Origin of the sequence: Nostoc sp. TCL240-02 (assembly GCF_013343235.1) — a bacterium.
Lineage (GTDB): Bacteria > Cyanobacteriota > Cyanobacteriia > Cyanobacteriales > Nostocaceae > Nostoc.
In genome coordinates this window covers 7,573,643-7,599,784 of the sequence record NZ_CP040094.1, presented here as the reverse complement: position 1 = coordinate 7,599,784, position 26,142 = coordinate 7,573,643, and the positions used below count along the sequence as shown (strand labels likewise).

The following is a 26,142-nucleotide window of genomic DNA, read 5'->3' as shown; positions in this document are numbered from 1 at the left end:
TCCCAATTCCCCATTCCCAATTTTCACTTGCGTGTCAGCCTGGCGATTTGATCGTCGTAACTGCTATTTGCCCAACGCACGTAGATAAAAATTAATACCCATGCTGAGACAATTACCAGTGCCCCTAATAAAATTCCCAGGCTTAGGCCAGGAACTACTAATGACCCCAATAGAGGCTTATTGAATGCGATTAGTAAGATAAAGCCAAAGTAAATAAACATCATGGCTCCACTGAGAATCAGGGATACTCGCCAACGTTCAGCCGCGAGAGCCTGGAGAGCCTTTGTGCGATCGTTCATTGTCTTCCTTTAGGTTGAGAAGATTAGGTCAGATTGTCTCATTGAAGTTGATATATGCATAATTTTCTTAAAGATTATTAGTAAATCTATTGCTATTGCAGGTAATAAAATTAACTTTGCAACGTGATGTAAGCTAAAACACATCTAATTTGCAGATTAAAATTTTCTCAATATCTTGTAAGTTGGGCATCTTGCCCGCCTGATTATGTTATTTTGATAAAATTTATACTACTTGTATTTTGTTACGTAGATGGTCATCACCAAAATAATCCATGTAATTCTTATAGTAAGCTGTTCCACAAATAAACTTGCATATACTGGGCGGGCAGGATGTTCACCCCACAAGAGTTATATTTAATTGGATTATGCAAATTAGATGTTTTTAGTTTAATCCTGAATCATCCATGAGAGACAAGAACCCCAACTTCTCAAAGAAGTCGGGGTTCTAATACTTGCATATACCAATCTGATTTGATTTGTATATGCAACCTAATTATCTATACCGACAGAAATAAGTTTGCTGTAATATTCAGTCTTAGCATAGATGCTGATAATATTATCGCCAACTGCAAAAAAAGTGCCTTCTTGCTCATTTTTAAAAAACTGCAAATTTGGATATTTAGCAGCAGCTTCTTCAGCAGTCATGGGTTTTGCTTTTATTTGATCTGGCAATAATCCAGTACAACCAATGTAAAATACCAAAGGAGAAATCTTATCTTGGTAGATATTTTCTACATATTTCTCTAGCTTGGTATTCGCTGCGCTCAAAGCTGCAACCATTTCTTGTTTGCTGATTTGCTTACCAGTTTGTCTATCCTGAAATAACTGCGCCAAAATATCAGCATCAACTTTCTTCAAAATATCTACAACTACGCCATTTTGCTCAAGCCCAAGAAAATCATCGAAAATAGGTTTCATAAATTCGTCAACTTTCGTAATCTTGGTACGTGATGACAGTAACCGATGCCTAACAGCGAGATTTTCATTAAATACCATCTCACAATTCGGCTTTATGATAATTTCTCCACTGTCTTTATCATAAAGACGATACATTCTATTCAGAAATTTATTAGCCGAAGGGAACTTACTCAAGTTGAGAATATCTTGACTGCCGATATCGATTTTATAACTCAATCTGGAATCAAGAGTACCATTAACTAAAGCTTCGTGGATATTAGTGTATTCATTAGTTGTAGGGAAATTGATGTAAGTATTTTTAGATAGATAGTGCTTTTTAAACTCATCTAACTGTGGCGCTATAAATATCTCTGACTCCTTTTTCAAGTAAGCAGAAATAATACTACTAAGTACTTTAAGTTCTGCAAGTTGATTGAATAGTCCATCAATACTACTGTAATGACTATTCGCAGCGACAAGCGGTAAGTTATCTAGCTGGATGGTATATTCAGCATGAAAGTCAAAATCTTCTGCATCTAACACACACTTTTCTTTGAGCCAATCAAAAGCTTTTTTACTACTAATTTTGACTTGTAAAGACTTTATATTTATTTTACCGTCACTTACAATCGTGTAGTTATTAAAGCTATTGAGGTCATTTACTAGCAAACCTGCTACCTCAAGAGTAGGGGTTTTATCTTCAGATTTGGTAAGTTTGACTTTCCGCTTGATAAGCATATTGATAGTAGCGGTATTGCGGTTAAATTGAAACTCGCCCATACCAGCATACTCAGCATTATCTATATATTCTGTTTGCAACCAAGGTTGTAAAAGTTCCCCTTTTTCGTCTCTCACACCTTTAACGCGCTTGATACCTGTTCTTTGATAATTTTCTTGCAGGTGCTTAATATTAATGATGATATTGTTGCGATATTCTGCAAAAAATTTGATGAGTTCTGGCAGAGAAATTTGATTATTCCTCATATTTTCACCTTCCATCTAAAGGTCAATAAGTCTGTTAAAGCCACGGTTTCTAATAAGTTCTTCCAACCGTGAAAACTTCAAGGACAAACACAAAATAAATTGATGCCAAATAAAGACAAGGAGATTTTGCCCCTCGTTCAAGGTAAGGGAAATTTTGGCCTCAGTGTACTAACTACTATGGGGATTCAGTTATGACAAACTTTGGACATTTCCTGTCAGACTTAGCGTTACATACTCACGAGATATTCATGCTTTTATAGTACAATTGTATCATAAAAATGTCAATTTGTGTAGGCGAGTCGATCGTAAATATCGCCTTAGAATGAGGTGTTATGGGGTTAATGCCAGAATAGATGTTTTTAGGCTCCGGGTTTAAAATAATCAAAAAGGCGATCGCCTGAATCTGCGCGAATCAATGCTACAACTACATCTGGTAAGGCAGCTAAACTGGGGTAAACTAAATAACGCGGTTCCCAACTGGGGCGGAACTTGTCTTTGTAGGCGTGCAGCCCCTTGAAGTTGTAGAAGCGATTCAAATGCTCGTAAAGATAGTGCAAGACTCTCTCTAAGCGGCGTGATTCTGGGTTGTCTCCAACTCCCGCCAGGGCAGAAAGACCGAAATTAAAGCTGTCGTAACCACCCTCTTTAAAATGCTGAAGCAGAGAAATAAATAGAAAGTCCATCGTCCCATTCTCAAGAGATGAGCGATGTCGCATCATGTCAATAGTTGCTTCATTAAGTTGGTACTCCCGGAGAATGTTGGCAAAGGCGCTGATGTTACCTTCGGGAGTATGCACCACAGCAATCTCGCACTCTCGCAGATAAGCTTCGTCAAACCAGCCCAAAGAAAATTGTTTTTCCGAACCTTGTACCATCTTTAGCCATTCATCACTCACAGGTTTGAGGAGGTGCAACAAAGTATCAGCAATGGGTGGTTGGTAAAACTCGATTCGGTATCCTAGTTTAGTTAAACGACTGATTGATGGTCTAAAGTTTTTACCAGCTTTACCTTGTAATGTAAAACTTTTTAGGTCAACGATCGCTTCTTCTCCAATTTTGAGTACCTTAAATCCCAATGATTTGTAAAGCTCAACGTCATCGGGCAAAGTTTGGTAAAAGCCTGGATACCAGTCATTGCGCTGGCAAAACTGCCAGAAAGCAACAATTGTCTCTTGGCGGTCTTCAATGGGGCCAATGGGATCTCCTAATGCGATCGCACCCCTGCCTTTGGGAACATAAGCTATTACACTATTACCAGTAGGGCTAAAATAATAACTCTTGTCATTTAAGAGTGCGATCGCTGCTAAAGAAGAACGCCCATATTGCTCGACAATTTCTTTAGCTCTTTGGCGCTCTTTTGGCGTTGCTAGATTACGCCAAAACACAGGTTGCAATAACATTACTATTGCATAGGTAATAGTAACTGCGGCAATAATATAGATAGAATTAGCAAAAAATTCTCCAAATCGGCTCTTTGGTTGTAATCCCCAATTATCCTCAGTGAAGAACATCGCTAAAGTCTGAACTAAAGCTTCTCGCCAATTAAAATTTTCTGAAAATTTGCCGTCTAATAAGTAAAATCCAATAGTTCCGTATGCCAGGGTAAATAATAAAGCACCTATCAGTACTCTAACTCCCCGCGCAATCGAAGGACGGTCTGATTGTGCCGTAAAAAAATGGCGCATCAAGATTAATTGCACCAGTAAAACTCCAGAGAGGAGACTTTCTTCATAGTCCAATCCCTTGAGTAAATGGCTGAAAATGGAAATTACTAGTAAAGCAATAGTTAATAACCAGGCGATTCTTTTTCGGCGTAATAAGTTAGTAGCAAGTGCAAGTAAAACAAACCCAGTCAGCGCTGCAAATATATGACCCGTGGCACGAATTTCAAATGGTAAAAATTCTTTCAACCAGTGATTCCGTCCATACAGGTTAGGTGTCACGGCTGATAACAAATTTACTACTCCCACTAAACCAGTAAGGAAAGCTGCACTCCAAAGTCCAATCTGAATTTTTAAATTATTATTCATTAGTTATTAGTTATTAATCATTAGTCATTTTTTTTGGCGTTAAAACTCTTAACTCCTAATTTTTAACTTCTGATTTTTTAAACTGTTCCCCTACATAGGAGAGCGAATCTTTAAGGTGCTTGTGGAAATAGTTCCAGCCTACATTAGCACCAGACAAACCATGACCTCCTGGAAACGCATAAAATACGTGAGCAATACCTAATTGATTTAAGGTTTCGCTAAAGGCTTTGGTAGAAGCCAATAAATTAGTATCGTTCAAACCGGCATCCAAGTAAATATGCAATTGCTTCCTATCTTCAGGCGGTAGCTGCTGCACGATTTGTTGGGGACTATTTTGTGAACCGCTATTATCGGTAAAGTAACCGCTATGGCTAAACAGAATGTGGAAGTTGTTAAGATAGCGTAACCCGATATTAAATGCCCCCCATCCCCCAGAAGACAGACCTCCTAGCGCCCAAAACTGGGGTTCTTCTAAAGTGCGGTAGCGAGACTTGATAACTTGCACTAACTCAGAACCAATTAAAGTCCCTATTTTACCATTCGGCCCATCAAAGTAATCGGGGTCATATAAAGGATTGGAACCACGATTATCATTACCATCAGGTGTAATTACAATTGATGGCGGTAATTTTCCATTTTGATAAAGTTGATGAAGTACATCTAAGACTGCATACTTGTCAGCATAAGCACGAGCATCATCATGACCACCGTGCAATAAGAATATCACCGGGTAGTGCTTTTGCCGATTTTTATCATAATCAGGAGGCAAAATCACACCATAGTTGCGGACTGCACCCATCGCTTGGGAGTTGAAGGTGGCTAATTGAAACTTTAGCCCAGTATTTGCGACTTTTTGGGGTGGGTCTAGTTGCGGCGCACCTAAGATAAATACATAATAATAACCAGCAGTAGTTAGGAGTGCGATCGCTCCTAGCAAACTAATTAACAATTTATAAATTTTCATATTTTTTAGTGTTAAAAACATCACCTCCGTTAAAAACTACTATAGTAAATCTGCTGAAGAATGGCAGCAGATTTGTCCACATTGATTATTTAAATATCACCGGGTTTGCAAAATAGTATTATTTCTACTGGCGATCGCTAAGGATTTTCATTATTAACACCCACATTACGAGCCATACTTGCCATTTCGGCAGATTTAAATTGTTCGCCCACAAATGTCAAAGAATCGGCTAAATGTTCCCGCCAGTATTGCCAAGTATGGCTGCCAGGAAATTTACGGAATAAATTATAAATTTTTAGGTTATTTAGTACTTGAGAAAAGTTTTTCGCTTCATCGATTTCTTCAATATCTGCTTTGCCTGAATCTAGGTAAATTCGCAATCTTTTTTTAGCTGGTATGGAAATGCCTTTGATATAAATTATCGGGCTATTGGTTGGGCCGCTTTTATCTTTAAAATAACCACTATGACTAAATAAAATTGAGAAATGATTCAGATTGTGTAACCCTACATTCATTGCACCCCAAGCACCAGAAGATAAACCACCTATTGCCCAAAAATCTGGATTAGTTAGTGTCCGATAACGGCTTTGCACGACTTTTACTAACTCATCACCCACGGCTGTGGAGACTTTACCGTTAGGGCCATCAATATATTCGGGATCTCGGTAGGGACTAGAGCCTCGTTTGTCGTTGCCATCTGGTGTGATAATGATGCTAGGTGGCAACTTACCTGTAGCATAAAGTTGTTCCACAGTCTTGAGAGCTTGTCCCTTGCCTTGAATAAACCAATCACTGGGATTACCATGTCCGCCGTGGAGGAGAAAGATTACAGGATATCTTTGTTTTGGGTTTTGTTCATAGCCAGGGGGTAAAGAAACGCCGTAAGTGCGATTTGCACCCATTAATTGACTATCGTAGGTTGCAATTTTGTAGGTTAAGTGAGTAGCTGAGTCGCCAGTATTAGACTTGGTTGGAAGAACGGAAGGAGTTGTTTTTAAATCCTGCTGTAGAGGTGGTTTTGCTACGACATTTTGGGATAAATTACAGCTAACTAGGGTTAATACTGAAACTAGCAAAAGAATTTTTGGTTGTTTGTAGTTCATCTTTGAAAGGCATTGGACAGTCTATGCTGGCAACCATTAAGTGTAAGCAAGTAAGTTGTCAATGTTGTGTCAACAGGATGGAAACTTTGCGACTTGTTGTAAGTTAAAAGTCAAGAGTTAGGATAAGTTTTTTCACGATGCTTAAAAAACTGCAACTGAATTTCAGCACACTGTTTGGCTTGTCGTTGCTGGTGCTTTCCCTGTGGGCGATCGCTAACGAACTGCATGAGTATAATTATCGTGACATCCTCAACTCTCTAGCTGCTATCCCCAAAAGCCGCTTAAGCTGGGCAATTTGGCTAACGGTTTTGGGCTATCTAGTGATGATTGGGTATGATATTTTGGGTTTTAGTTACATTAATCGTTCCCTAAACTGGAACAAAATTGCTTTAACCAGCTTTATTAGCTCTGCGTTTAGTAATACCATTGGTTTTGCCTTACTGACTGGTAGTGCTATCCGTTATCGATTTTATGCTAGTTGGGGAGTGTCAGCCGTTGCGATCGCGCAAGTAATCGCTTTCGCCAATTTTACTTTTTGGTTGGGGATGTTTGCCGTTGCAGGTTGCTTATTCCTCATTAATCCCCTCAAAATTCCTACTCAACTACATTTACCTTTTGCGACTGTGCGTCCCATCGGCGTGATTTTTCTGCTATTGGTCGCTGGTTATTTGCTAGGAAGTATTTTTATTAGACAACCGTTAATAATTCGTGGGCAAGAATTTCGATTTCCTGATTTTAAGATATCCCTTGTTCAAATAGCAATTTCTGGTCTTGATTGGATTTTGGCAGCAGCAATTCTTTATGCTGTGCTTCCCACTAATATATCTTTGTCCTATCTAGACTTTTTGGGTATCTACTTACTAGCGATGTTTGCAGGAGTTGTTAGTAATGTCCCCGGTGGTTTGGGTGTATTTGAAACTATAATTTTGCTGATTCTCTCATCCAAAGTTTCGGCGGCGGCAATTTTGGGTTCAATGTTAGCTTATCGGGGAGTCTATTATTTCTTACCTTTGTTAGTAGCATCGGGTTTACTAGGAATTTATGAAATTAGATTTAGAACCCGGAATTTAAAAAATATCAATAAACTGTAAAATTCAGTTTCAGTATGAATACTAATAATTAATTAGATCCCCGACTTCTTCAAGAAGTCGGGGATCTGAGCCTTTCAACTAAGTAAAATTTATAAATGCTATTAAGTTTCAATGCGATATCTTCATAACTAGTGGCGAAAATTCATAATTTTTGCTGAGGCGATCGCTAATTTAATTCCATAACAATAGTAACAGTTAGTTGGAAGTTTTGAATTAGATTTCCATAAATCATCAAAGTTCCGTTTTACTGTTTGAGGATAGAAAGAATCATGAAAAATAAAGTATTGTTTGGTGCTATATTCATGGCAACTTGGGTAGGAACATTGATTCCCGGTGCTTTAGCTGCTTCACCCTGTTCTGTGGGACAAAAGGCTGAGGTTCTTTGGAAGGAAAAATGGTATCCAGCAACGGTACTTAAGGTTAATAATGATAATTGCTATATTACTTATGAAGGTTATGATAGTTCCTGGAATGAATGGGTTGGTGCTGAACGCTTCCGGGCATCATTTGAAGTTGGAGATGCAGTGAGAATTTTGTGGAAGGGGAAATGGTATAAAGGGCAGGTTTTAGAAGTTAGTAACGATCTTTATAAAATTACTTATGATGGTTACGATAGCTCTTGGGATGAGTGGGTTGAACCTTCCAGAGTAAGCAGATAGACAATATTTCACTTCTATAATTTGGAAGGGACGATTTCATCTGTTGGAGTCGTCCTTTAATATTTATAAAGGCATTTCAAAGGGCAGTTAGAAACCGCAGCTAAACGAGACTTTACCCACCTCCGTGGGTTTCTTTCACTCAATTTTTCCTTAGTCCGCGGAGGTGGACTAAGTTTGTGTAGCCGCAAATTCCATTCACCTTGGCTCTAATTTGACTATTTGCTCTGCATTACGTGTTTAGAGGCTGTTAGACTGAGAACCATAAGTAAAATCTCTATATTTTGGCAAACTTATGGAGCCAGTATCGCTGACAGCAGCTGCGATCGCAACTTTGGTCATTACCAAGGCTATAGAAAAAACCGTAGAGAAGATAACCGAAAGCACTTTATACAAGTTGAAACTGCTACGCCAAAAAATTTGGGATCAGTTCAAGGGGAAACCGAAAGTACAAGAAGCCTTAACAAAGGCTGAACAAGGTTCTAAGGAAGATTTAAACTTTGTTGCAGCTTACCTACAGGTCGAAATGGACACTAACCCCCAATTTGGCGAAGAAGTTCAAAGCCTTGCTCAAGAGATTCACCAAGAAATTAATATTGGCAAGGTTCAAGGTAAAAATGTCCAGAATATTTCCGGTGGTCAAGGTTTTCAAAGCATTGATAGTAAAGCTCCCACCTTTCAAGGCGTAGAAAATAGCCCAATTACTATCAATTACAATCAGAATTCCCCTGATTGACTACAGCCGCCCGAAGGGGAACGGGCAAAGTTAAATCCCTCCACTGAAATACCGCAAAATTTGCCCCTGAGTGGGGTGGTGGAATTTGTTGGGCGTGAAGAAGAATTGCAAAAACTGCACCAACTTTTGCAGGATAATAAACAAGTTGCGATCGCAGCGATCGCTGGGATGGGTGGAGTTGGTAAAACAGAACTCGCCTTACAATATGCAATCCAGCACCACGAAACATATAACGGTGGGCTTTGCTGGTTGCTGCCAAAAACTGGAGATGTAGGCATTCAAGTTGTGCAGTTTGCCAGAATGCAGCTTGATTTAAAGCCGCCAGAAGATTTTGATTTACTCGCGCAAGTGCAATATTGTTGGAGGCGTTGGCGTGAAGGTGATGTGCTGCTAATGCTGGATGATGTCAGCGATTATGAGCAAGTTAAGCCTTACTTACAGTCGCTACCTTCTCGCTTTAAAGTGTTGATGACTACGCGCCAGAAGTTGGGACGCATTGCAAAGTTATCTTTAGATGTGCTGCAACCAGAGGCGGCGCTGGAGTTATTAAAATCTTTACTCAAAGAAACACCGGGGCGAATTGAAAAAGAATTAGCTTTAGCAAATCAGTTGTGTGAGTGGCTGGGATATTTACCTTTGGGTGTGGAGTTAGTGGGGCGCTATCTGGCGCGGAAACAGGATTTATCTCTAACAGAAATGTTGCGGCGGTTGGAGAAAAAGCGACTAGAACAACCCGCCTTTATTAAGCCAGAAGCCGATATGACAGCACAACGAGGTGTATTAGCAGCCTTTGAGTTGAGTTGGCAGGAATTACAGGACGATGATAAACAACTGGGCTGTTTATTGAGTTTATTTGCTGCTGCACCTCTACCTTGGAAGTTGGTGGAACAGTGTTTACCAGAAGAAGATGCCGAAGATTTAGAAGAAATTAGAGATGATCGCTTGTTGAATCTGCATTTAGTTCAGCGCAAAGGTGAGGGAATCTATCAACTGCATCCACTGTTAAGGGAATTTTTCCAATATAAGCTTACAGGTTTAGAGCAGGCAGAGGAATTAAAGCGATCCCTTTGCCGAGTAATAGTAGCAGTTGCCAAAGAAATCCCTGAAACACCCGCCCTTGAGCAAATCACTGCCGTTTCCCCTGCCATACCTCATATAGCTGAAGTAGCGAATAATCTGATTCAATACGTAAGCGATGAAGATTTACCTTGGCCATTCGACTGTAACGCTAGATTTTATGAAGCTCAAGGACTGTACAATCAGTCAGCACCTTGGTTTGAACAATGTCTAGAAGTGACGAAAAAACGCTTGGGAGAGACACACCCAGATGTTGCCACTAGTCTTAACAACTTGGCGAATCTCTACCGTTACCAAGGAAAATACAGCGAAGCTGAACCCTTGTTTTTACAAGCTTTAGAACTATGGCGACACCTGGGAGGAGAGGAACATCTAGATGTTGCCATAGGCCTAAACAACCTAGCGTATCTCTACCTTTACCAAGGAAGATACAGCGAGGCTAAACCCTTGTTTTTGCAAGCTTTAGAACTATGGCGACGCTTGCGAGGAGAGGAACATCTAGATGTTGCAACCAGCTTGAATAATCTAGGATTACTCTACAATTGTCAAGGAAGATATAGCGAAGCTGAACCCCTGTTACTACAAGCTTTGGAACTAACGCGACGCTTAGTAGGAGAAAAACATATATATTTTGCTACTAGCCTGACCAACCTAGCAAATCTTTACCTTCACCAAGGAAGAAACAGCGAAGTTGAACCTCTATATTTGGAGACTTTAGAACTAATGTTAGGCCTGCGGGGAGAAGAACATCCAGATGTTGCTAATAGCTTGAATAACTTAGCATTACTCTACAAATCCCAAGGAAGATACAGCGAAGCTGAACCCTTATTTTTGCAAGCTTTGGAACTAACACGACACCTGCTGAAGAAGGAACATCCAGATGTTGCTAGCAGCCTCAACAACCTAGCATCACTCTACAAATCCCAAGAAAGATACACCGAAGCCGAACCCCTTTACCAACAAGCTTTAGAACTTAGGCGCAAGCTGCTGGGAGAAGAACATCCAGATGTCGCACAAAGCTTCAATAACCTAGCGTCACTCTACGATTCCCAAGGCAGATACATCGAAGCTGAATCCCTCTACCAAAAAGCTTTAGCACTCAGGCGTAAGTTGCTGGGAGAAGAACATCCAGATGTTGGCGCTAGCCTCAACAACTTAGCGAGACTCTACGATTACCAAGACAGATGTAACGAAGCAAAATCCCTCTACCAACAAGCTTTAGATATCTGTGAGCGATACTTAGGGGAAAATCATCCCAATACTGTTACTGTGCGTAAAAATTTAGCAGATTTGCGCGATCGCCTTTCCCAAAATCCAGAATAAGCTAGTTTTGTACAAAGCATACCGTGATAAAACTGAAAAGCGCGTTAGCGATCGCGGAGCGTTCCAAAGGAAAGGTATCGCCTAGACTAAAATTCATATTGAGTTAGTAAAAATGCCTGATTACTTCTTTAAAAGCAGCTTTTATTTTCTCAAAAGCAGCTTTTAATTTCGCATTTTAGTGTTTTCCACAAACAAAAGTAGCTTTTACTTCTTTAAAAGCAGCTTTTAATCTCGCATTTTAGTGTTTTCCACAAACAAAAGCAGCTTTTACTTATTCAAAAGCAGCTTTTAATCTCGCATTTTAGTGTTTTCCACAAACAAAAGTAGCCTTTGCTTTCTCATTTTGATGTTTTCCGCAAGCAAAAGCAGCTTTTTCTTTCTCAAACCCCAGTTTGCTTACTCATTTGAGTAATTCACGCATTCATTTTGGTATATCATTGACCCAAAAGCTGGCATAGGCGTAGCCCGCAATGAGACGCTGCACGTAGCTTGCTTCCCCGGAGGAGTACGACAAAGCTCAGTGACCATCGGAGACATCGCTCTAGAAAAGAAGTGTAGATTTATAAGCGATCGCTATTAGGGACTTCCAGTTAAAAATATCCTGTCCTAGGGGCGCAAGTCCTTGCACCCCTACAAATCTATAAATAATTTGGAATAATTTATTTTTTGCAAGTCCCTAACGCGATCGAATAACGCGGGGAGCTGCGTAAACTGAAAGCAAAACCTCCTCACATCCCTGTGTTAACTCTCTGGGATTTAGGTCAATATCATACACTCCTGACCACACCGCCACAAATGCATCGGTCAATTCTAACATTTGGGAAAAGCTAGTTAATCCCCACGCTGGAGAATTCCTTTGCAAGAGCAAGACTTGCCAATTTACCGGAATTCCGCTTATACCGTTATATGCTCCTGATAAAGCACCAGTAATTGCACCTGTAGCCTGTGAGCTTCTTAGAGATGTAGCATCTTGCACTTTAGAATTGCCATTGTGAATAGCCTGCAAAACTGCAAGGCGAAAGTCTTCTAAAGTACTCAAAAAGCAGTAAAATGCCATAGCAATAGTGTTACTGAGTTTTTCTTCCCTAGCAGACTCAGCTTGCGCCCTTGACAATCCCGCCCCTTGCTCTAATAAACTCTGGACTTTTAATAATTTTTTTGGTATCGATGTCGGTGTTTCACCAAGAAAAGAAATTGTTTGTGGGATGAGGGTTAGAGGGTCGAGCTTTTCAGTTAGAGCAAGAGATATCGCATAAGCTACCGCGAGTGTTCCATCCCTTACGACTGGATCATCCTCCCAGATTTTAAGTACACGCAGCAAGTTTTGTCGCAACTTAATCGGATTTTCGTGAAAAAAAAGTGCTACTGGTAGTGTGGCAATAATTATTTTTATCGATATATCATCAGTTGCAGCTAAATGAAGAGATTCTTGCTGCTGACGCGCTATCCAATCATCTAAATCTAATTTACCCAAGTTAATTAAACTCTCAGTACCCAGAATCGCCATTCTGCCTAAATCTAGGTAACTCTGAGACTGTATTTTACCATCAGATGTTAAATTTTCCCCCAGAAATGCTCCGAGGAAAGTACCTCTAAATCGACTTATAGGAGAGTAACGCATAGAATTTTAGATTTTGGGTCGCACTTTTGGTGCGCTCCCAACGTAACTTAATATTTGGGATAAAATTATTCAATCCCAAATCTAAACTCTAAAAAACGATTTATTTTTCATTCTTTACGTTTCATTTTTTCTTAAATGATTTATCAAAGCTTGTAAGCCCAACAAGTAACTTTGAACACCAAAACCACTTATTTGCCCGATCGCAACTGGGGCGATGTACGAATGATGGCGAAAATCTTCCCGGCGGTATATGTTACTCAGATGTACTTCGACTGTGGGCAAGTTAACAGCTGCGATCGCATCTCGCAATGCCACACTTGTGTGAGTATATGCCCCAGCATTAATCAAAATTCCTTGGTGTTGTCCTAATGCCTCATGAATAGTATCTACTAAAATTCCTTCATGATTTGATTGCAAGGGAAAAACTTTCGCCTGTAACTTGAATCCTTCTTCTTCTAACAGGCGGTTAATTTCAGCTAGTGTCAACGAACCATAAATTCCTGGTTCTCGCTGTCCTAGCAAATTCAAGTTTGGCCCATGCAGTGCCAGAATGCTTAAGGGTTGTAATGTCGAATTCAGCACTTTGGCTCTAGTGGCGACGACGCGAGCGATCGTTCACAGGAATCGGAATCAGTTCCGGTTCCGGTTCAGCCTCTGGTCCTAATAGGCTTTCAATCAGCCTGCGTGCTAATTCCTTAAGCTTTTCCAGCACCTTTTCTATATAGTCCATGAACTGAATGCTCCTGAGATACTACCTCAAATTTTGATTAACAGGTACACAGAAGATGGCACATTGTCGTACCTCTGGCTTCCAACTGGGCACAGACACAATCCCCTATTTGGGACATAAGCCACTTCTAAAATTTGGCGTTGTGTTCTCCCTTACTTTTTAGAGTATCACACTTGCAACCTACAGAACCGTATCCTATCAAGGATAAATATCAAGGGTCAAGAGTTAAAAGATCGGACTTTGGACTCTTGACTACGAATTTTAGATTTCCGATAGCGTAGCCTTAGCGAAGCGGTAGCGAGTCATCGAGCGTCCGTAGAAGCGTCTTTTAGATTTTAGATTTTGCCTACAAGGGGGAGCCACTGCGGTGGACGGATTCTCCGGCATTAAGCAACTGGCATCGGGGTATGAACCGCAAAATTCTTTTAATCCAAAATTCGAGTTGCACTGGAAGCGCACCAAAGCTATGATTCAAAATCCAAAATTAGTTGACTTACAGTTAGCCTTCTGTGACTTTCTTTTTCGCAGCCGTCGTTGACTTAGCAGTTGACTTAGCAGTCGACTTAGATTTGGAAGTCGTTGATTTAGTCGTTTTGCGAGTCGATTTCGCTGTCGATGCCTTAGCGCTCAACAAGTTAAGCGCCTCAGTCAGAGTTATATCTTCTACCGTTTGACCTTCTGGGATACTCACATTAGTTTTGCCATGCTTAATGTAAGGGCCATAAGGGCCATCGTAGATGTTAATTGTTTCCTCATCATCTGGATGTGGGCCCAATTCGCGTAAGGCTGCCTTAGACTTGCTGTTGGTGGAACTACGTCCCTTTTTGGGTTCAGACAATAATTCCAATGCACGTTCTAGGGTAATTGTCAATACATTGTCAGCAGCTTTCAGCGAACGGTAATCTTTCCCTTCCTTACCCTGGTCATGAACCACATAAGGGCCAAAGCGTCCCAAACTTGCTTGGATTTTGCTGCCTGTGACTGGGTGAACTCCTAATGTCCGGGGTAGTGCTAACAGACCAACAGCCATTTCCAGGGTAACGGTTTCTGGGGTAATACCCTTGGGTAGAGAGGCTTGTTTCGGTTTGGGGTTTTCGTCGGTTTTATCGCCCAATTGAACATAAGGCCCATAAGCACCGATTTTCACATAAATCGGTTCACCAGTTTCGGGATGCCGACCTACCTGGTCAGGGCCTGTGGTTTTTTGTCGCAGCAATACTTCTACCTGTTTGGGGTCGAGGTCTGCTGGTGTCAAGTCTTTGGGAATTGAGGCGGTGATCACCCCCTCACCATTTGTAACTTCAATGTAGGGGCCATATTTACCAATACGGACTTTGGCATCTAGATTTTCTAGTTCTACAGTCCTAGCTTTGGTGGCATCAATTTGACTTTCCCGTTCTTTTACAAGGGTTTCCAGCCCTTTTTCTCCCAGATAAAATTTCTGCAAGTAGGGTAGCCATTTTGCTTCACCTGTAGAAATGTCATCAAGGGTTTGCTCCATCTTCGAGGTAAAACTAGGATCAACGATGTCTGGGAAATGTTTTTCCAGCAAGTCGGTGACGGCAAAAGCGGTGAAGGTAGGAATGAGAGCGTTACTCACCAAATGGGCATAACCTTTATCGATGATTGTGCCAATGATGCTGGCGTAGGTACTGGGACGACCGATACCTTCACTTTCTAAGGTTTTCACTAAAGTTGCTTCGGTGTATCTAGCTGGCGGTTGAGTTTCGTGGCCAACTGCTTCTAAATCTGTACAATTCGGATGATCTCCCACTTTCAGATTCGGCAAAATTACTTCCTGGTCTTCCAGTGCTGCTTCTGGGTCATCTGAACCTTCAACGTAAGCACGTAAATATCCAGGAAATTCAATCCGTTTGCCAGAAGAACGGAATCCAGCATCCTCAACTTGCAATTGCACGCTAATTTGAGTTTGGCGGGAATCAGCCATTTGACAGGCGACAGTCCGCTTCCAAATCAAATCGTAAACGGCAAGTTCTCGACCGCCCAAACCAGTTTCTTGAGGCGTGCGGAAGGTGCTACCGGCTGGGCGAATTGCTTCGTGTGCCTCTTGTGCACCTTTGGATTTAGTGGTGTATTGCCGGGGTTGGGGGCTGAGGTATTGTTTACCGTAAAGCTTTTCTACAGAACTTCGAGCAGCTGCGATCGCTTGATCTGACAAATGCACCGAATCTGTCCGCATATAGGTAATATACCCCTGCTCGTACAAATTCTGGGCAACGCGCATCGTATCGCGGGCAGACAGGCGCAGTTTCCGGTTAGATTCTTGTTGCAGCGTCGAAGTAGTAAACGGTGGCGACGGCTTGCGCGTCACTGGGCGTTCCTCCATTTCGGTAACACTCCAGGTTTTCCCAGTTAGGCGTTCCTTGAGGGCGATCGCTTGGTCTTCGTTTAGCAACAAGACATTGCGACCTGCGGTAATTTGTCCAGTCGTTGCGTCAAAATCGCTACCGTTAGCGATTTTGGTTCCTGCCAATGTTACCAACTGAGCAGCAAAGGGGGTTTTTTCCTTTGACAAACTGGCTTTCAAATCCCAATACGTACCTTCATGGAAAGCCCGGCGTTGGCGTTCTCTTGTGACTAAAAGCCGCACAGCCACAGATTGTACCCGCCCAGCAGATAATCCCCAGGCGATTTTTTTCCATAACAGGGGAGACAGGGTATATCCCACGAGTCGATCTAAAATCCGCCGTGTTTCTTGGGCGCGAACCAACTGCTCATCGATTTGGCGGCAATCTTTCAGAGCTTTTTTGATCGCCTCTTGGGTAATTTCGTGAAACACCATCCGCTTAGTCGGAACTTTCGGCTTCAGCAATTGGTATAAATGCCAACTAATGCTTTCACCTTCCCGGTCTTCGTCCGTTGCCAGAATCAGTTCATCTACATCTTTAAGGGCTTCTTTAAGCTGGGTGACAATTTTCTTTTTGTCTTTTGGGACAACATATACCGGTTCAAAGTCGGCGTCCACATTTACCCCTAGCTGCGCCCATGTTTCCCCCTTGACGGCAGCAGGAATTTCACTAGCCGACTGGGGTAAGTCACGCACATGACCCATAGACGCTTCCACCCGATAGCCTGCTGGCAAGTAGTTGCGAATGGTACGAGCTTTGGTTGGAGATTCGACGATGACGAGAGTTGACATGGAAATTTCAATAAAAAGAATAGCAACTAAGCTAAACAGTCAAATTGAGGTAATTTTTGCAAATTGTCAAGATAAGTCGCGCTTAGGGCGGTGATTTAATCCTCACATAAACTGTCTGCTTGGGAGAAAATCCCCCGAACTTATGGCCCAGTCTGTCCTAGAGGATAAATGAGGCTACGCTGGGTGTGAATTTCCAGCTATTTCAATCTTTAACTTATCTAACGCATAATTGGCGACTACAGTTTTAAAATTTGGGGATTGGGGATTGGGGAATGGGAACTGGGGAAGAAGCAAGTAGGCAGAAAAGGGGAGTAGTTTTCTCCTTAGCAAGACCAGCACCTCTGCCTCTTGTCAATTCGCAATTCCCACTTTCATATAGCTTGTGCCAAAATTAAACCAAACTTGAGAGCAAAAGCGATGTAGGGTTTGTACCCATGTCAGGAAAGCAAAACTATGCAACCGATTCGTCAAGATGATGTAATTTTACTGTCTGTGCAGCAAATTGAAGGACAAAAAATACCTCGCTTAATTTTGGCAGAAGGCGAAGTGACGGGGCATAAACATCGCATTACTGAGGGAGACGCAGAATTATACGATAAAGATAGCACGCTCTTTTTGCGTGTGTTTTCAGAGTCGGCATTGCTAGCTCACGAGGAGCATAAAGCTATTTCTATTCCCCAAGGTGACTGGATGGTGAAAATTCAGAGGGAATACGAGCCGGAAGGGTGGCGTTATGTCGCTGATTGAAAATTTAACGCCTGAGCAAGAGGCTTTAATTCCAGTTTATCGGGAGAAGTGGAGAGCGATCGCGCTTTCGACAGAGCGGATTGATCGTGAAAAAGCTGCGGAAGTTGTCAAAGCTGCATATACAGCTATCAATAAACAAGATCCAGAAATTATTTTTTGTGAAAGTCCTTATGCTGGTTTAAAAATTATTTATCAAAAGCTACCTAATTTAAGTTTTAATAATCTAGAATTTCTAAGTTTAAATGATAAGATTTGCGGCTATATTACAGCAAACTCAACTAATAAAGATAGAGATTTTTTATATCAAATAAATACGCAGACTTTGAGAAAGTTAACTATTGTTGAACCAAGTTTTACTCCTCAAGAATATGTATTAGAAGATAAAATCCATAATCAGCCTAAATTCAATATATATTTAGGAGATCGTCTCTGGTTAAATTTCCAAAGTTTGGCGAATCGTTGTTGTCATGTGGATTTTTACGTTTCTGTATTAGATTATTATTACAGTAAAAAAAGATGGGAAACTTTACAGTCTTTATCAAGGTTTTGTGGTTGGCTTTATCCATTTAAAAAATTTTGTATAATCTGCGATCGCCCCCTTCACCTGCGCTTTGACAATCAAAACCGCCTCCACGCTGAAGGCGAATCCGCCATTGAATTTAGTAATGGATATAGCCTCTACTCCTACCACGGTGTAACCTTACCTGAAAAATACGGTAAAATTCACCAGCAGCAATGGCAACCGGAATGGCTTTTAACAGAGGAAAATGCCGAACTACGCCGAGGGTTAGGGTGGGTAAAAAATATTTAATACATCAATCAGGACTTTTCAAACATCCTCTAAATGAGAATGAAATAGTCCTGGAATCGCTATATTGTTTAGAAATATCAAGCCCAGCAACAATACTGGTTTTTATTTTTTAAACCACACACAAAACATAAGACGCAAAAGATAATTTTGCGTCTCATTTTAATATTTGAAAATTAGAAAGTGAATGTGGTTCTCACTGTACCAATCACAATATCATCGTTTTGATTGTTATGATCTGGCGCTGTTAGCCAGATAACTCCTGGGGTGATGCTGATATTGTCACTCAACTTATATTGATAGAAACCTTCAATGTGATATGAAGTATCTGGATCTTTATTGATACCCGCATTGCTGAGAGAGCCGCTCACGCTGGTAACTTTAGGTTCCATACCCACAATAATGCCTGCAATGTTACCTGTTTTTCCAAGATCGGGGAAAGCCAGTGTGACGGCATAGTTCCAGATGTCAGCATCGCCAGGAGTAACCGAAAGGACGCGAGCTTTGGTCAAGCCAGCCCAACCGCCAATCACGAATTTTGAGCTAGGTTGAAAGGATGCTTCTATACCGTAGGAATTACTAGAGGCATTCTCCAATATGTCATTAGCGTTATTGCTACCACCACTACCATTGGCAAAAAAAGTATTTCTGTAGGCGTTAAGGTAGGTCAAACCAAGGGTAATTTGGTTGCTAGGCTTAACAGTTAACTGTGCCATAGCACCATAAGCACCATTGAATAGTCCAGAGCCTAGTTGAGGGTTAGCAGCATCATTCGCTAAATACCCTAAGCTTAGTTCGAGCTTATCACTGAACTCGTGTTTGATTCCGATACCAGTACCATTGGCTAGATAATAAATTGGGTTGCGAGTTCCAAAATGGGAAAGGGCACCGCTACCGCCGTCCCCATCTAAGTATGGGTTGACGGTGTTAGTGAAATCATCAATTGCACCTGCATTTGCTTCCAGAGTGATGCCTGTTTTACTACCGAGAGGGAACTGATACAATAATGCGTCTATCACAACTCCATTATTGTTGTTACCACCAGCAAACCGGAAATCACCTTCTGGTGTAAAGGTAGCAGTCTGAGAGAATGGGTCTAGGTTTGTTGCCTGAAGTCGTGTTCTAAGTAAATCTTTACCCGTGAAACTGGTGTCGAGGTTCAGACGTACCCGGTCTGCAAGGACAGCATTTTGGTTGACTTCTTGACCATTAACTGTATTACCACTTACAACACTTGCGATCGCAATTACGACTTCACCATTCAGCTTGGTTGTGGTTGAAAATTGATGCGCCTCCAATTCAGCAGTTTTAGCTTCTACTGCATCTACACGACCTCGGAGTGTCGCCAGTTCTGCTGAAAAGTCTGCTTGCAGTTTTTGTAATGTGGCTAAATCTTCTTTCTTAACTAAATCGCCTGTGGCTGTAGCAATCAGTTCGTTAACGCGATCGAGACAAGCATTCAAACCAGCAGCAAACTCATATCGCGTTAATGCCCGATTACCGCGATAAGTGCTATTTGGGTACCCTGCAATACATCCATAACGCTCAACCAACGACTGCAATGCTTGGAATGCCCAGTCGGTGGGTTGTACATCAGAAAATTGAGATACAGAAGTAACTTGTGCCATTGCCCGATCTGGCGCTATGTTATCAGCTTTTATGTCTGGATTAGCTAAAACTTGCGGTTGATTGATTTCAGACGTACTAGATGTTTCACCTGCAAATGCAGCAGTATTTACAAATAGCAATGCACAGCAAACTGCTGGACTAACTAGCAGATATTTACAGAATTTTTGCATTTTTCTCCTCACACTGATCTCCAATTCACACCCAAAGCACGTTTTTTGAACGTGTATTTTATGAGAATATTTGTCAGTAATCTTATCAGAATTAAGCAAGCTTTTTAACAAAAAAAGTCAAGGATTCTTAATTATCCAAAGAAAAATAAATTACTGAGGGCTATACTATCTGAAAAACTTTGTTGTTACTTATTACACAGGAAACTCAGAAGAATATTATGTGTCTTGAATGAGAATGAGAATTATTATAGTATAAATTAAGAATAAGTCTCATTGTCAATAGGAATTGCGACAGAGGCAGACGTTGCATCCATTTTGAGGAGAAAACACTGTGATGGGGAATTGCAGAGGACTTAGAACAGGCAGACAAAGAAGCGGCATTTTGTCCATAATTGCTCTGTTAATGTTGTCAATGACTGGTGGCTGTAGCCAATCGAATCCGAATCAGGGATCAACTTCTGAACAGTCGCCGCCAGCACAGGCGACTACATCCACGCCAGTAGCGCAGTTAGGGAAAACTAAAGTAGTGACGACATTTTTGCCGATATATTTGTTTACTAAGGCAGTTGTTGGGAATGTGGCAGATGTAGAAATTCTAGTGCCGCCTGGTACGGAGGTACATGAATACCAAGCGACACCCGAAAATGTCAAAGCGATCGCAACTGCGAATGTGTTAGTAAAAAATGGTTTAGGTTTGGAGGGATTTCTGGAAAATACTGTCAAAAATGCCCAAAACGCCAAATTAGTTGAAATTGATGCAAGTATTGGTATTAAACCCTTAAATGAAATTTCACCTGTTGTCAAAACAGGGAAAGACGAAGAAGACCACGAACACGCCCAAGGTAATCCTCATGTTTGGTTAGATCCAGTTTTGGCAAAACAAGAGGTAACTAACATTCGGGATGGATTAATTGCTGCTGACCCGGCAAATAAAGCTACTTATGAAGCAAATACTGCGGTTTATATTAAAGAATTAGAAAGTTTAAATAATGAATTTCAACAGACTTTACAAAAAACTCCTAGTTGTACCTTTATTACCTTTCATGATGCGTTTCCCTATTTAGCAAAACGCTATAACCTCAAACAAGTTGCTGTGGTGCAAATTCCCGAAGATCAACTTTCACCAACTGATGTGCAAAATGCAGTCAATGCTGTTAAAAAGTACAAAGTAAAAGCTTTATTTAGCGAACCAGGAGTAGATAACAAACTCCTAACCAGCCTCTCCAAAGACTTGAAGTTAACTTTGCGTCCTCTGGATTCTCTGGAAACTGGCGAAACAGATCCACAACATTACTTTAAGGCGATGAAAGCTAACTTGCAAATTCTAGAAACTTCATGTAAATAGGTTTGTCATTTGTTCTTTGTAAAAACTAATGACCAATGACCAATGACTAATAACCAATGACCAATAACCAATGACCAATGACATTGCTATTTTGAAAGTAGAAGGGTTAACTGTCTACCAAGGCAGCTATCTAGCTGTTCGAGATGTTTCCTTTGAATTGTTTCCGGGAACAGATACAGCCATAGTTGGCCCCAATGGTGCTGGTAAAAGTACCTTAGTAAAAGCGGTTTTAGATTTGATCCCTCGAAGTGCTGGGACGATTGAAATATTCGGTCGCCCAATTGCAAGGCTGGGGCGTTTGCGTCATTTGTTGGGCTATATGCCGCAAAATTTCATCTTTGACCGCAGTTTTCCTATTTCTGTTAGCGAATTGGTGGGACTGGGATGGGCTAAGGAAGGGAAAAGGGGAGATTTATTTTTCTCCAAGCTGTGGAGACAAGATAAAGAAAAATCGGCAGCAGTAGTAGAAGCTTTACGGCGAACCGATGCTTATCATTTACAGCATCAAGCTATTGGTACTCTTAGCGGCGGTCAACTCAAGCGGGTGTTATTGGCTTATTGTTTGGTAATGCCTCGAAAACTGCTGGTATTGGATGAAGCCTTCGCTGGTGTTGATGTCCAAGGTTCAGCAGATTTTTACGCTTTGCTAAATGAATTAAAGCGGGAGGAGGGTTGGACGGTATTACAAGTTTCTCATGATATTGATATGGTAAATCGCCATTGCGATCGCGTGCTTTGCCTCAACCAAAGCATTGTTTGTACTGGTAAGCCAGAAATTGCCCTTTCACCACAAAACCTGTTAGCAACCTACGGCCCAGGTTTTAGTCGCTACCAGCACCAACATTAATGTCTATAAGTATGAATTTTTTCGATGATTGTCAGATAGCAAGCCTAGCGATCGCCAGTAGTAATGACTTGGTAAGCTTGTTAACATTCCCCTTCATGCAGCGTGCGATCGTTGGTGCTGTGTTAATGGGAATACTTGGTGGGATGTTGGGCAGTTTTGTCACCTTGCGCCAGTTGTCCTTTTTCAGCCACGCCGTTGGTCATGCAGCATTAGTGGGTGTGGCGTTAGGTGTGCTACTACAAATAAATCCGACTTGGATGCTGTTACCTTTTACCTTGGTTTTCGGCGTTATTGTCCTCTACTTCATCGACAAAACTGACTTAGGTAGCGATAGTGTCCTTAGCATAGTGCTATCTGGGGCATTAGCGATCGGTGTGATTCTCACTAGCCTGATTAAAGGATATCGTGGCAACTTGATGGCGGTGCTGTTTGGGGATATTCTAGCGATCGATACCACAGATTTGATTTTGACGCTGTTAGTACTTGTGGGAGGTGGCATATTTTTACTATCAACCTTGCGACAGCAAATTTTATTGACCCTTAACCCCGATGTAGCTCAAGTCCAAGGCGTTCCTGTCCAATTGTACCGCTATGTATTTGTGGTTTTGCTTTCACTCGCCGTTGCCGTAGCGATTAAAGCTGTCGGCGTTTTACTGGTGAACGCCTTTTTGGTTATTCCCGCCTCTACTGCCAAATTGATGAGTCACCACTTTAGCCGCTTTCTAGTCATATCAGTGATAGTTGGTTCCATCAGCAGCATTGCTGGCATCGTTGTCTCTGGTATTTTCAACCTTGCTTCTGGCCCGAGTATTGTTCTTGTACAATTCCTGCTATTTATAGCCGTTTTTATCTGGTTTAAGTTGAATTTGAAAGCTGCATAAATCTTTTTTCTCCAAGGGCTTGCTATATTTTGGGATGTTTGCTACATTTATTAATCGTGGCTCACAAAAGACCCAGCCGGGATAGCTCAGTTGGTAGAGCAGAGGACTGAAAATCCTCGTGTCACCGGTTCAAGTCCGGTTCCTGGCATCATCAAAAAACCCTTGAATTCGTTAGATTTCAAGGGTTTTTTGGTTTCTAATCCCTGAAAAATAGAGGATAGAGGATAAATGTTCTAGTCTTTATGCCATTTTTGAACGTTTTTGGTGGCTTGAAATGGAAGCATGTTACTAAGAGTGTGATTCAATTTCGGGAAACTGTTGTCGTCTCCGAAAATGGTTTAGTCCTCAAAGAGGGACTAAAAACTCAAATAAAACGTGATTTTCCGATTAATTCAGAAGTGCAGACAATCTTAGATGAAATGAAATCTGAAGAAGATAGTTTTGAATCTCTAGTCTTTACAAGCCCAAAAGGAAAATTCATTGACCATCACAACTTCGCTAATCGTGCATGGAAGTCAATCATAGGTAAATGCAATATCCCTTATCGTAAGAGCTACCAGACACGGCATACCTATATCAGCTTGTGTGTGGAAGCACATATTAATAGCACCGCGATTGGCAGATGGACTGAAACATCGGCCAAAATGATCGATAATCATTATGGTGCAACCAACTTTACAAATTTCAGACCACCTGAGCTTTCCTAAAATAGTAATGTAAGGGGCTAACCCAAGCTTATTGAGCTATAAATGCTCAAAAAATACTCAAACTGCTGTATTAAATACAAAAAGACCAGCCTCCCACAGCTGGTCTATAAAAATATTTTTTTGCGTTGTCTTCTCAAGAGAGTTAAAACCCAATTGCGCGTTCCCAAAATGCAACGGGCAACTTTTCTTAACAATATTGTAACAGTCAACACAGATTTTTCAGGAATATTCATCAAAAAAAGATATTAGCAAAGCTTAAAAGCCTCTATCTATTAGAATAATTCAGCATATCCCGAGGTATAGATAGTAAAAGTCAGGGGCAGAGGAAGCAAGGGGGCAGGGGGACAAGGAGGACAAGGGGGAATTATTGAATAAGTCTCTCCCCTCTTCCTTGTCTACCTTGTCTCTTCTTCATGCCCAATTCCCAATGACTACTGACTAATGACTGACTATTTGTGGTTTTCCCCAAAGGATGCTCTCCTGCTTGTAAATTGCAATTCCCGGTTTTGCTCCTTTGGGTTTGTAAACGTGTTTTGGCTGGGTGTAAACTACTGGCACTTGCTCACTCTGACGGGCGCGACTGTAGTAAGCAGCAAGATTAGCGACAAATTGCAAATCAGCTTCTTCTGCGACAGCACCGGGTTCTAGACGTAGTAGCAGATGACTCCCTGGAATTTCTTGAGTGTGGAACCAGATGTCATAATCCCCAGCTACACGAAAGGTTAATTGGTCATTTTGGCGATTATTGCGACCGATTAATACTTCAAAGCCACTGGGGGTAAGGTAACGATGAAAGTTGGTGCTGGGGGGTTCATTGGCGCTGCGGCTGCGATATCCTGGATCTTCTAAATACTTTTGTCCAATCAACTCTTCGCGGATTTCTTCTAAAACTCGCAAATCTTCTGTTGTTTGGTAGGTGTCTATCTGAGCGTTGGCGTAGCCCATCGAAGATATCGCAGCTTCTACTTGTTCTAAATAGTCAATTTCTGTCTGCACTTCTAACAATAGGGGTTCGACAGCAGAACGGGCGCGTTTCAGCTTTTGGTGCTGTTTATAAAGACTTTGGGCATTTTGGACAGCATTTTTATCTGGTTGGAGAGCGATCGCTACTGGCAAATTTGTATCAAAATCAGCAAGGATAATTTCTTTCATCCCTGGTTCCCAGTTTTGCAGGTGAGCCATCAATAAATCAGCTTTTTGTCGATACTCGTCGGCTTGATCTGATTGCTGCAAGCGCGTTTTAAAGGTTTGAGCTTTGTTGCGTAATTTCGCCAGAATATTATTTAATTTCTGACTCAACTGATGGCGCAATTGAGAAAATAACTGTTGATCAATTTGGTTACTGTAATAACGGTTGAGCAACTCCTGGATATCTTTGACTTTTTTAACTACACCCCAACCCATTACGGTGTAACCATCTTTTGTCCAAGCGGGTTGAAATTTTTTGGAATCCAAAGCTTGCAGCCATTCTTGCCAACGCTCAAATAACCGTCGCCAATCGTCGGGGTTGAGAGTATCGGTAGATGTTTCTGGTGCGATATTTGCTTCTAGCAGCATTAAATCTAACAGCGCAGCACTCAAGCCACTATAACTTTTCAGCAATTGCCGCTTGATTGCTCCTGGTACTAAACTTACCCGTTCTTGCCAACGTTCTTGGGATTCGCTCAAACTGGGGACAGTTCCAGTCAGTTTTGGTGGTGTTTCATAAGGTTGTCCGGTTTGGATGGGACGGACACTAGATTGTTGCTGACTGACTTGATGGGCTGCGGTGATAATTATATTACTAGCGTCGGTGAGAATGACGTTGCTATATTTGCCCATAATTTCTGCATAGACATGATATAGGGCGCTTTCTCCGGGACGACGGGCAAATTGCAAATCAATAACACGTTCCCAAGGGGCGATCGCTTCAATACCCACCAGTGCCAAACCACCCAATTGGTGTATTAGTTGCTGGCTAAAGGTAAAGGTATCTGGCGATCGCGGTGGTGGATCGCCGATGCAAATATGTGCAGCTTGGGGATGCCAAGAAATCTGTAGCCAATCACGCTGTTTTAGGGTGCGTAATGCTATAGCAATAGTGTAGCGATCGCGCTGATAAACCTGTTCTGTCCGCGAGGGCAGCCAGTTAGCGCGTAGTTCGCTACAAGTAGCTGTAAGGGTAGTGAAATCAACTGGTTGCATAGCCGTTCGCGTTCAAAGGTGGATGCTCAGTATACTTCCATCATCTCTAATATTGATATTAATCTAGGCATAAATATGCCCCCGTAAAAAATGTAGAGACGCAAAATTTTGCGTCTCTCTACAGAATTTATCGGTTGTGTAAAATGATTTTAT

Annotated in this window: 21 protein-coding genes and 1 tRNA gene; 11 read left to right on the top strand and 11 right to left on the bottom strand. The window is 41.4% G+C overall.

The window, feature by feature from the left end:
- Positions 1 to 23: 23 nt before the first annotated feature.
- The 5 genes from FBB35_RS32580 to FBB35_RS32560 form a co-directional block, all read right to left on the bottom strand.
- Complete coding sequence (locus FBB35_RS32580) at positions 24 to 299, bottom strand: DUF485 domain-containing protein (RefSeq protein WP_096536625.1); 276 nt, start codon at positions 297 to 299, stop codon at positions 24 to 26.
- Positions 300 to 788: 489 nt separating this feature from the next.
- Positions 789 to 2,195, bottom strand: a complete 1,407-nt coding sequence (locus FBB35_RS32575; RefSeq protein WP_254625760.1) for a hypothetical protein — start codon at positions 2,193 to 2,195, stop codon at positions 789 to 791.
- A 344-nt stretch (positions 2,196 to 2,539) separates the two neighbouring features.
- Positions 2,540 to 4,210, bottom strand: coding sequence for a phosphatidylglycerol lysyltransferase domain-containing protein (locus FBB35_RS32570; RefSeq protein ID WP_174713207.1), 1,671 nt, complete (start codon positions 4,208 to 4,210; stop codon positions 2,540 to 2,542).
- A gap of 55 nt (positions 4,211 to 4,265) precedes the next feature.
- Positions 4,266 to 5,174, bottom strand: coding sequence for an esterase family protein (locus tag FBB35_RS32565; protein WP_174713204.1), 909 nt, complete (start codon positions 5,172 to 5,174; stop codon positions 4,266 to 4,268).
- Positions 5,175 to 5,311: 137 nt separating this feature from the next.
- Entirely contained in the window at positions 5,312 to 6,277 is a 966-nt protein-coding gene (locus FBB35_RS32560; protein ID WP_174713201.1) for an esterase family protein, read from the bottom strand.
- Positions 6,278 to 6,414: 137 nt separating this feature from the next.
- On the opposite strand from FBB35_RS32560, the gene FBB35_RS32555 reads away from it, so the two are divergent.
- From FBB35_RS32555 to FBB35_RS32540, 4 genes are all read left to right on the top strand, one after another.
- Positions 6,415 to 7,368, top strand: coding sequence for a lysylphosphatidylglycerol synthase domain-containing protein (locus tag FBB35_RS32555; RefSeq protein ID WP_174713199.1), 954 nt, complete (start codon positions 6,415 to 6,417; stop codon positions 7,366 to 7,368).
- 269 nt (positions 7,369 to 7,637) lie between these two features.
- The gene (locus FBB35_RS32550) at positions 7,638 to 8,027 is read left to right on the top strand and encodes an agenet domain-containing protein (RefSeq protein ID WP_174713197.1); all 390 of its coding nucleotides are present in this window, start codon (positions 7,638 to 7,640) and stop codon (positions 8,025 to 8,027) included.
- A gap of 292 nt (positions 8,028 to 8,319) precedes the next feature.
- The gene (locus FBB35_RS32545) at positions 8,320 to 8,760 is read left to right on the top strand and encodes a hypothetical protein (protein ID WP_174713195.1); all 441 of its coding nucleotides are present in this window, start codon (positions 8,320 to 8,322) and stop codon (positions 8,758 to 8,760) included.
- A gap of 75 nt (positions 8,761 to 8,835) precedes the next feature.
- The gene (locus FBB35_RS32540) at positions 8,836 to 11,160 is read left to right on the top strand and encodes a tetratricopeptide repeat protein (protein ID WP_254626015.1); all 2,325 of its coding nucleotides are present in this window, start codon (positions 8,836 to 8,838) and stop codon (positions 11,158 to 11,160) included.
- Between the two features lie 676 nt (positions 11,161 to 11,836).
- Here the strand turns inward: FBB35_RS32540 and FBB35_RS32535 are convergent.
- From FBB35_RS32535 to topA, 4 genes are all read right to left on the bottom strand, one after another.
- Complete coding sequence (locus tag FBB35_RS32535; RefSeq protein ID WP_174713191.1) at positions 11,837 to 12,781, bottom strand: ADP-ribosylglycohydrolase family protein; 945 nt, start codon at positions 12,779 to 12,781, stop codon at positions 11,837 to 11,839.
- 114 nt (positions 12,782 to 12,895) lie between these two features.
- Positions 12,896 to 13,363, bottom strand: coding sequence for a type II 3-dehydroquinate dehydratase (gene aroQ, locus FBB35_RS32530; protein WP_174713189.1), 468 nt, complete (start codon positions 13,361 to 13,363; stop codon positions 12,896 to 12,898).
- 7 nt (positions 13,364 to 13,370) lie between these two features.
- Entirely contained in the window at positions 13,371 to 13,511 is a 141-nt protein-coding gene (locus FBB35_RS32525) for a hypothetical protein (RefSeq protein ID WP_012410890.1), read from the bottom strand.
- Positions 13,512 to 14,010: 499 nt separating this feature from the next.
- The gene (gene topA, locus FBB35_RS32520; protein ID WP_174713187.1) at positions 14,011 to 16,671 is read right to left on the bottom strand and encodes a type I DNA topoisomerase; all 2,661 of its coding nucleotides are present in this window, start codon (positions 16,669 to 16,671) and stop codon (positions 14,011 to 14,013) included.
- 453 nt (positions 16,672 to 17,124) lie between these two features.
- Here topA and FBB35_RS32515 point away from each other — a divergent pair, with 453 nt between their 5' ends.
- Positions 17,125 to 17,418: a hypothetical protein gene (locus FBB35_RS32515; RefSeq protein ID WP_174713185.1), complete on the top strand. Its 294-nt coding sequence runs from the start codon at positions 17,125 to 17,127 to the stop codon at positions 17,416 to 17,418.
- Complete coding sequence (locus tag FBB35_RS32510; RefSeq protein ID WP_174713181.1) at positions 17,405 to 18,229, top strand: DUF6745 domain-containing protein; 825 nt, start codon at positions 17,405 to 17,407, stop codon at positions 18,227 to 18,229. The genes FBB35_RS32515 and FBB35_RS32510 overlap by 14 nt, the downstream gene beginning before the upstream one ends.
- 173 nt (positions 18,230 to 18,402) lie before the next feature.
- Here FBB35_RS32510 and FBB35_RS32505 read toward each other — a convergent pair whose 3' ends face one another.
- Positions 18,403 to 20,025 (bottom strand): iron uptake porin, encoded by a 1,623-nt coding sequence (locus tag FBB35_RS32505; protein WP_174713176.1) that lies wholly within the window; start codon positions 20,023 to 20,025, stop codon positions 18,403 to 18,405.
- A 334-nt stretch (positions 20,026 to 20,359) separates the two neighbouring features.
- Here FBB35_RS32505 and FBB35_RS32500 point away from each other — a divergent pair, with 334 nt between their 5' ends.
- The 5 genes from FBB35_RS32500 (at position 20,360) to FBB35_RS32480 (ending at position 23,805) form a co-directional block, all read left to right on the top strand.
- Complete coding sequence (locus FBB35_RS32500; RefSeq protein ID WP_174713852.1) at positions 20,360 to 21,370, top strand: metal ABC transporter substrate-binding protein; 1,011 nt, start codon at positions 20,360 to 20,362, stop codon at positions 21,368 to 21,370.
- A gap of 70 nt (positions 21,371 to 21,440) precedes the next feature.
- On the top strand, positions 21,441 to 22,217 hold the full coding sequence (locus FBB35_RS32495) for a metal ABC transporter ATP-binding protein (RefSeq protein WP_174713173.1): 777 nt from the start codon (positions 21,441 to 21,443) through the stop codon (positions 22,215 to 22,217).
- An 11-nt stretch (positions 22,218 to 22,228) separates the two neighbouring features.
- Positions 22,229 to 23,098: a metal ABC transporter permease gene (locus FBB35_RS32490; protein WP_174713851.1), complete on the top strand. Its 870-nt coding sequence runs from the start codon at positions 22,229 to 22,231 to the stop codon at positions 23,096 to 23,098.
- A 75-nt stretch (positions 23,099 to 23,173) separates the two neighbouring features.
- A tRNA-Phe gene (locus FBB35_RS32485) sits at positions 23,174 to 23,246 on the top strand.
- A gap of 94 nt (positions 23,247 to 23,340) precedes the next feature.
- Positions 23,341 to 23,805, top strand: coding sequence for a hypothetical protein (locus FBB35_RS32480; RefSeq protein ID WP_254625759.1), 465 nt, complete (start codon positions 23,341 to 23,343; stop codon positions 23,803 to 23,805).
- 438 nt (positions 23,806 to 24,243) lie between these two features.
- Here FBB35_RS32480 and FBB35_RS32475 read toward each other — a convergent pair whose 3' ends face one another.
- Entirely contained in the window at positions 24,244 to 25,989 is a 1,746-nt protein-coding gene (locus FBB35_RS32475) for an NFACT family protein (RefSeq protein ID WP_174713170.1), read from the bottom strand.
- Positions 25,990 to 26,142: the final 153 nt, after the last annotated feature.